At 67.9% G+C, this 7,245-nt stretch carries 5 protein-coding genes; 1 reads left to right on the top strand and 4 read right to left on the bottom strand.

The window, feature by feature from the left end; all coding sequences use genetic code 11:
• Positions 1–177: 177 nt before the first annotated feature.
• From guaA to guaB, 4 genes are all read right to left on the bottom strand, one after another.
• Entirely contained in the window at positions 178–1,749 is a 1,572-nt protein-coding gene (gene guaA, locus WAX14_RS23565; RefSeq protein ID WP_422630461.1) for a glutamine-hydrolyzing GMP synthase, read from the bottom strand.
• A 56-nt stretch (positions 1,750–1,805) separates the two neighbouring features.
• Positions 1,806–3,554, bottom strand: a complete 1,749-nt coding sequence (locus WAX14_RS23560) for an FAD-dependent oxidoreductase (protein ID WP_422630460.1) — start codon at positions 3,552–3,554, stop codon at positions 1,806–1,808.
• A gap of 136 nt (positions 3,555–3,690) precedes the next feature.
• Positions 3,691–4,827: a GuaB3 family IMP dehydrogenase-related protein gene (locus WAX14_RS23555; RefSeq protein ID WP_422630459.1), complete on the bottom strand. Its 1,137-nt coding sequence runs from the start codon at positions 4,825–4,827 to the stop codon at positions 3,691–3,693.
• A gap of 77 nt (positions 4,828–4,904) precedes the next feature.
• Positions 4,905–6,428 (bottom strand): IMP dehydrogenase, encoded by a 1,524-nt coding sequence (gene guaB / locus WAX14_RS23550; protein ID WP_422630458.1) that lies wholly within the window; start codon positions 6,426–6,428, stop codon positions 4,905–4,907.
• A gap of 361 nt (positions 6,429–6,789) precedes the next feature.
• On the opposite strand from guaB, the gene WAX14_RS23545 reads away from it, so the two are divergent.
• Positions 6,790–7,200, top strand: a complete 411-nt coding sequence (locus WAX14_RS23545; protein WP_422630457.1) for a DUF5319 domain-containing protein — start codon at positions 6,790–6,792, stop codon at positions 7,198–7,200.
• The last annotated feature ends 45 nt before the right edge of the window (positions 7,201–7,245 follow it).

Genomic DNA, 7,245 nt, shown 5'->3' with positions numbered 1-7,245 from the left:
TATCGCGTTCGGGTTCCGTACCCCGGAGAACCAACGCCGCCGGGTACGGTGGGCCTGCACTCGTCGATCACGTCGGGTCGCACCCAGCCGGCGCCAATGCCACTGCTAACTGCGAAGAGCCGGTTTTCAACAACCAGGGGGCGCAGTGATGTTCAGCAGTGGTGTTCTACCGGACGATCACTCCCATTCGATCGTTCCCGGCGGCTTGCTGGTCACGTCGAGGACCACGCGGTTGACGTCCGCGACCTCGTTGGTGATCCGGGTCGAGATCCGTTCGAGCGTCTCGTAGGGCAGGCGGGTCCAGTCCGCGGTCATCGCATCCTCGCTCGACACCGGACGCAGCACGATCGGGTGACCGTACGTGCGGCCGTCACCCTGCACACCGACGCTGCGGACGTCGGCGAGCAGCACCACCGGGCACTGCCAGATCTGGCCGTCGAGACCGGCCGCGGTGAGTTCTTCGCGCGCAATGGAATCCGCGTGACGCAGGATCTCGAGACGGTCCTGGGTGACCTCGCCAATGATGCGAATACCGAGGCCGGGGCCGGGGAACGGCTGGCGGCCGACGATCTCCTCCGGGAGTCCGAGTTCGCGGCCGACCGCGCGGACCTCGTCCTTGAACAGCAGACGCAGCGGCTCGACCAGTGTGAACTGCAGGTCCTCGGGCAGGCCGCCGACATTGTGATGGCTCTTGATGTTCGCGGTTCCGGTGCCGCCACCGGACTCGACGACGTCCGGGTACAGCGTGCCCTGCACGAGAAAGTCGACGGTCTCGCCGTGGGCGGCGCTCTCGCCGAGCACTTCCGAGACCGCGCCCTCGAACGAGCGGATGAACTCGCGGCCGATGATCTTGCGCTTGGTCTCCGGATCGGACACCCCGGCCAGTTCGCGCAGGAACGTCTCCGCGGCGTCGACCGTGACCAGCCGGGCGCCGGTCGCGGCGACGAAGTCCTTCTCGACCTGTTCGCGCTCACCGGCGCGCATCAGGCCGTGATCGACGAACACACACGTGAGGCGGTCGCCGATGGCCCGCTGCACGAGCGCGGCTGCGACGGCGGAGTCGACGCCGCCGGACAGGCCGCAGATGGCCTTGCCGTCGCCGACCTGTTCGCGAACCTGCTCGATGAGCGACTCGGCGATGTTTGCGGCGGTCCACGCGCCGGGAATCCCCGCGATCTCGTGCAGGAAGCGGCTGAGCACCTGCTGTCCGTGCGGGGAGTGCAGAACCTCCGGGTGGTACTGGACGCCGGCGAGTCGGCGGCCACGATCTTCGAACGCGGCGACAGGCGCGCCCACGCTCGACGCGGTGACCTCGAAGCCGTCCGGCGCGGCGGTGACGCCGTCACCGTGGCTCATCCACACCGGCTGCGTCGCGGGCAGGCCGTCGTGCAGGGTGCCGCCGCTCACCGTCATCTCGGTGCGGCCGTACTCGCGGCTGCCGGTGTGCGCGACCGTCCCGCCGAGCGCCTGTGCCATCGCCTGGAAGCCGTAGCAGATGCCGAAGACCGGCACCCCCAGGTCGAACAGTTTCGGATCCAGCCGCGGCGCACCGTCCTCGTACACACTGGACGGACCGCCGGACAACACGACCGCGAGCGGCTCCTTGGCCGCGATCTCCTCGACGGTGGTCGTGTGCGGCACGACCTCCGAGTAGACCTTCGCCTCACGGACGCGCCGTGCGATCAGCTGCGCGTACTGGGCTCCGAAGTCGACGACGAGGACCGGCCTGGACTGCTGGGTTTGCGACACCCGAACAGTCTAAGCGGCTGCCCCTGTCACTCGAACCCAGGCCACTCGAACCCCGGTCACACGACACCCGAGTCCGCGCCGCTGCGGATCTCGACGATCGGCAGCGACAACGCGCCGGGCGCACCGGCAGGCACCACCGGGCTTTTCGGGGCGACCGGGTCCAGCCGGCGGTAGGGCTCACCCTGCTCGGGACGGATGTCGTTCTCGCCCTTGTTCGGCCACAGCGACGCGGACCGTTCGGCCTGCGCGGCGATCGTCAGCGACGGATTCACACCGAGGTTCGCGGAGACCGCGGCACCGTCGACGACACTGAGGGTCGGATAGCCGTACACCCGGTGATAGGGGTCGACGACGCCGTGGTCGCGGTCGGCGCCGATGACCGCGCCGCCGAGGAAATGGGCGGTGAGCGGGATGTTGAACACCTCACCCCAGGTGCCGCCCGCGACACCGCCGATCTTGTCCGCGATCCGCCGGGTGGCCTCGTTCCCGACCGGAATCCACGACGGGTTGGGTTCGCCGTGTCCCTGCTTGCTGGTGACCTTGCGGCGGCCGAGCAGTCCGCGCGTGGTGTACGTCGTGATGGAGTTGTCGAGATTCTGCATGACCAGCGCGATGATGGTCCGCTCACTCCAGTTCTTGACCGACAGCATCCGCAGCATCTGCGCGGGGTTCCGGGCGATCAGCCCGAGGAGTTTCACGAACCGCGGCGTCGTACCACCACCGTCCGTCATCAGGGTCTGCAGCAGGCCCATCGCATTGGACCCCTTGCCGTAGCGCACCGGCTCGATGTGGGTGTCGGTGCTCGGATGGAACGACGAGGTGATCGCGACACCCCGGGTCAGGTCCATGTCCGGGTCGACCTTCAGTCTCGCCGCGCCGAGCAGTGCTTCCGAGTTGGTCCGGGTCAGTTCCCCGAGGGTCGGCGACAGCTTCGGCAACGCACCACTGTCCTTCATCGCGTGCAGCAGATGCTGGGTGCCCCAAGTACCGGCGGCGAGTACGACATTCGCCGCGGTGTACGTCCGGTGCCCCTTGCGCACCTTGGCTCCGGTACGCCGGGTCTGCACGTCCCAGGTGCCGTCCGGTGCCTCGACGAGTCCGGTCACCGTAGTCATCGGGATCACCTGCGCGCCGGCCCACTCGGCCAACCCGAGGTAGTTCTTGACCAGGGTGTTCTTGGCGCCGTGCCGGCACCCGGTCATGCATTCGCCGCATTCGATGCAGCCGGTGCGGTCGGGGCCCACCCCGCCGAAGTAGGGGTCTGCGGTGGTGCGGCCCGGCTCACCGAAGTACACACCGACCGGTGTCTGGATGAAAGTGTCCCCGACGCCCATGTCCTCGGCGACAGACCTGATCACGTCGTCGGCCGGGGTCATGTGCGGGTTCCGCACGACGCCGAGCATCGTGCGGGCCTGCTCGTAGTGCGGCGTCAGTTCCGCGTCCCAATCGGTGATGCCGCGCCACTGCGGGTCCTGGAAGAACGGGGTGGGCGGCTTGTACAGCGTGTTGGCGTAGTTCAGCGAACCGCCCCCGACCCCCGCGCCGGCGAGAATCATCACGTCGCGCAGGAGGTGCACCCGCTGGATGCCGTAGCAGCCGAGGGCCGGTGCCCACAGGAACCGCTTGAGATCCCAGCTGGTCTTCGCGAAGTCCGCGTCGGCGAAGCGCCGACCCGCCTCGAGGACGCCGACGCGGTACCCCTTCTCGACCAGGCGCAGCGCCGTGACGCTGCCGCCGAAGCCGGACCCCACGATCAGGACGTCGAAGTCCGTCGCACGGAAATCCGTGACACGCTGCTTGGCCATCCGAGTACCTCCACCCGTGGAACATCGCTGTTACCGGCCAGTATGCACCCCGATCCTGTGACCATCACCACAAGGGTGCCCTAACCGGTACCGCGCGTAACAGAAACCGCAGGTGCCCGGACGCGGAGAGCGCCCGTCAGGCACGAACCGACAGGCCCACCTTCTGGAACTCCTTGAGATCCGAATACCCGGACTTCGCCATCGCCCGGCGCAACCCACCGACGAGGTTCAGCGAACCGTACGGGTCGTCCGACGGACCACCGAGCACCCGATCGAGCCCCGGACGCTGATCGTCCACCTCGACCTGCAGCACCGAACCACGCGGCATCGACGGATGCGCCGCGACGGACGGCCAGTACCAGCCCCGACCCGGAGCCTCGGCGGACACTGCCAGCGGAGCACCGAGCACCGCGGCATCGGCACCACACGCAATCGCCTTCGCCAGATCACCGGCGGTCTCGATGTCACCGTCCGCGATGACATGCACGTAACGCCCGCCCGTTTCGTCCAGGTAGTCGCGGCGTGCGGCGGCCGCATCCGCGATCGCGGTCGCCATCGGAATCCCGATGCCGAGGGCGCTACTGGTCATCGTGGCACCGGCCGTCGAACCGTAGCCGACGATGACACCGGCCGCACCGGTGCGCATCAGATGCAGGGCCGTACGGTGATCGCTCACACCGCCTGCCACGACCGGCACATCGAGTTCGGCAATGAAGGTCTTGAGGTTGAGCGGCTCGTCCTCGCCGTGCGCGACATGCTCGGCAGAGATGATCGTGCCCTGAACGACCAGCAGGTCGATACCCGCCTTGACCAGCTCAGGGGTCAGCGCACGCGCATTCTGCGGGCTGACCCGCACCGCCGTCGTCACACCCGCATCCCGCACCTCACCGACCGCGGCGGCCAGCAACTCCGGCCGCAGCGGCGCCGCGTGCAACTTCTGCAGATACGCCACCGCGGCACCCGGATTGGTCTCGGCGAGCTCGACGAGCCTGGCGATCTCCGCGTCGACATCGGTGTGCCGGCCCCACAGGCCTTCACCGTTGATGACTCCCAGGCCACCGGCCCTGCCGAGTTCGACGGCGAACGTCGGCGACACCAGCGCGTCGGTGGGATGCGCGAGCAGCGGAATGTCGAATCGGTAGGCATCGATCTGCCAGGCCGTCGACACCTCCTTGGAAGACCGCGTCCGGCGGGACGGCACGATATCGATGTCGTCCAGCTCGTAGGTTCGCCGGGCGGTGCGGCCCATGCCGATTTCAACGAGGTCGCGCACGCGCGCCCCTTTCTCGTGTGAGGTCGGTTTCCCGTCACGAACGCGGACGGGTTGTGATGCGGGACGTTCGCGCGCCGCTACCGGGCGGCGTAGTTCGGCGCCTCCGCGGTGATCGTGATGTCGTGCGGGTGGCTTTCCTTGAGTCCCGCCGCGGTGATCTGCACGAACTGCGCGGTCTGCAACTGCTCGATCGTCGATGCTCCGGCATATCCCATCGCCGCGCGCAGCCCGCCGATGAGCTGGTGGGTGACCTGCTGCAGCGGTCCCCGGAACGGAACCCGTCCCTCGATGCCTTCGGGGACCAGTTTGTCCTCGGAGAGCACGTCGTCCTGGAAGTACCGGTCCTTCGAATACGACTTGGCCTCGCCGCGTGACTGCATCGCGCCGAGTGAACCCATACCGCGGTAGCTCTTGAACTGCTTTCCGTTGACGAGGATCAACTCGCCCGGCGATTCGGCCGTTCCGGCAAGCAGCGAACCGAGCATCGCCGTGGACGCACCGGCAGCGAGTGCCTTGGCGACGTCCCCGGAGAACTGCAGGCCGCCGTCGGCGATCACGGGGACACCGAGCGGCGCCGCGACCGCGGTGGCCTCGAGAATCGCGGTGATCTGCGGTGCGCCCACGCCGGCGATGACGCGGGTGGTGCAGATCGAGCCGGGTCCGACACCGACCTTGACCGCGTCGACTCCCGCTTCGATGAGGGCGGCGGCTCCGGCCCTGGTCGCAACGTTGCCGCCGATGATCTGGACACGGTCACCGATTTCGGCCTTGAGCTTGGAGATCATCGCCAGCACACCCGCCGAGTGGCCGTGCGCACTGTCGACGACGAGGACGTCGACGCCGGCGTCCGTCAGCGACATCGCACGTGTCCAGGAATCGTCGCCGACACCGACTGCAGCACCGACCAGGAGACGACCGTCGCGGTCCTTGGTGGCGTTCGGGTGCTGCTCGGTCTTGACGAAGTCCTTGACGGTGATCAGGCCGGTGAGCTTGCCCTGCCCGTCGACGATCGGCAGCTTCTCGATCTTGTGGCGACGCAGCAGCCCCAGCGCGGCTTCCGCACTGACGCCCTCGCGGGCGGTGACGAGCGGCGCCTTGGTCATGACCTCGACGACCGGCCGGTTCTGGTCGACCTCGAACCGCATGTCACGGTTGGTGATGATGCCGACGAGCTGGCCGTCCGCGTCGGTGACCGGCAATCCCGAGATCCGGAAGCGGGCGCACTTGGCGTCGACCTCGGCGAGTGTGTCGGTCGGCTTGCAGGTGACCGGGTCGGTGACCATTCCGGCCTCGGAACGCTTGACCGTCTCGACCTGGGCCGCCTGGACCTCCGCGGACATGTTGCGGTGGAGGACACCCATGCCGCCTGCGCGGGCCATGGCGATGGCCATGCGCGACTCGGTGACGGTGTCCATCGCGGAACTGACCAGCGGGATGCGCAGCCGGATCTCGCGCGTCAATCGACTCGACGTGTCCACCCGACTCGGAACGACATCGGACGCCGCGGGGAGCAGCAGCACGTCGTCGAAGGTCAGGCCCAGCATTGCGACCTTGTTCGGATCGTCGCCCCCGGTGTGCACATGCCCTCCGGTACTACTCATGCGGTTCGGACCCTCCATGCCAGTCGAAATGATGCGAGCCCGGACGATTTCCGGCCCGACAGGTTCTGAGCGTCGAACGATCCTGCCGCGAACGACGGACCGGCGGGACGACGGCGTCGCGGGCAGCATTGTCGTGACGAACAATGTCGTGAGCCGTGCGAGTATTCCCCGAACACTCCGGGGCAAACGGTACGCTCACCCAGCCATCGTATCGGTTGCCGCAATTCCCCAATGCCGCAACCCACAGGCATCCTCGCGACTGCCCGGGACCGGCGGCCCGGCCCTGTCACGGCACCGCCGTCGGCGTGTCCGACACGCTACGGCTGGCGCAGACCCCACCGCACTGCGTACCGTGGGTGTCGTGCGTGATCAGTTGCCTCCGGGTTTGCCACCGGACCCCTTCGCTGGAGATCCCGACGACCCGTCGTCCGCGCTGGACGCGATCGAGCCGGGTCAGCCGTTGGACCCGTCGGAGCGGCTGGCGGTCGAAGAGGACCTTGCAGACCTCGCCGTCTACGAGGCGCTGCTGGCTCCGCGTGGTGTCCGCGGCCTCGTCGTGTGCTGCGAGGACTGCAACCAGGACCACTACCACGATTGGGATATGCTGCGGGCGAACCTGCTCCAGCTGCTGGTCGACGGGACGGTCCGTCCGCACGAACCCGCTTTCGATCCTGCGCCGGAGGCGTACGTCACGTGGGATTACTGCCGTGGATACGCGGATGCCTCGATGAACGAGGCGTTGCCCGCAGATCCGTACGGTTTCGATTCCTGACGAACCACCTCGTCGAAGCGTCGACAGAAGTGCCCGGCCGGAGAG

This window comes from Rhodococcus sp. (in: high G+C Gram-positive bacteria), assembly GCF_049299235.1.
Classification (GTDB): domain Bacteria; phylum Actinomycetota; class Actinomycetes; order Mycobacteriales; family Mycobacteriaceae; genus Rhodococcus.
This window is presented reverse-complemented; position numbering and strand designations above follow the sequence as displayed.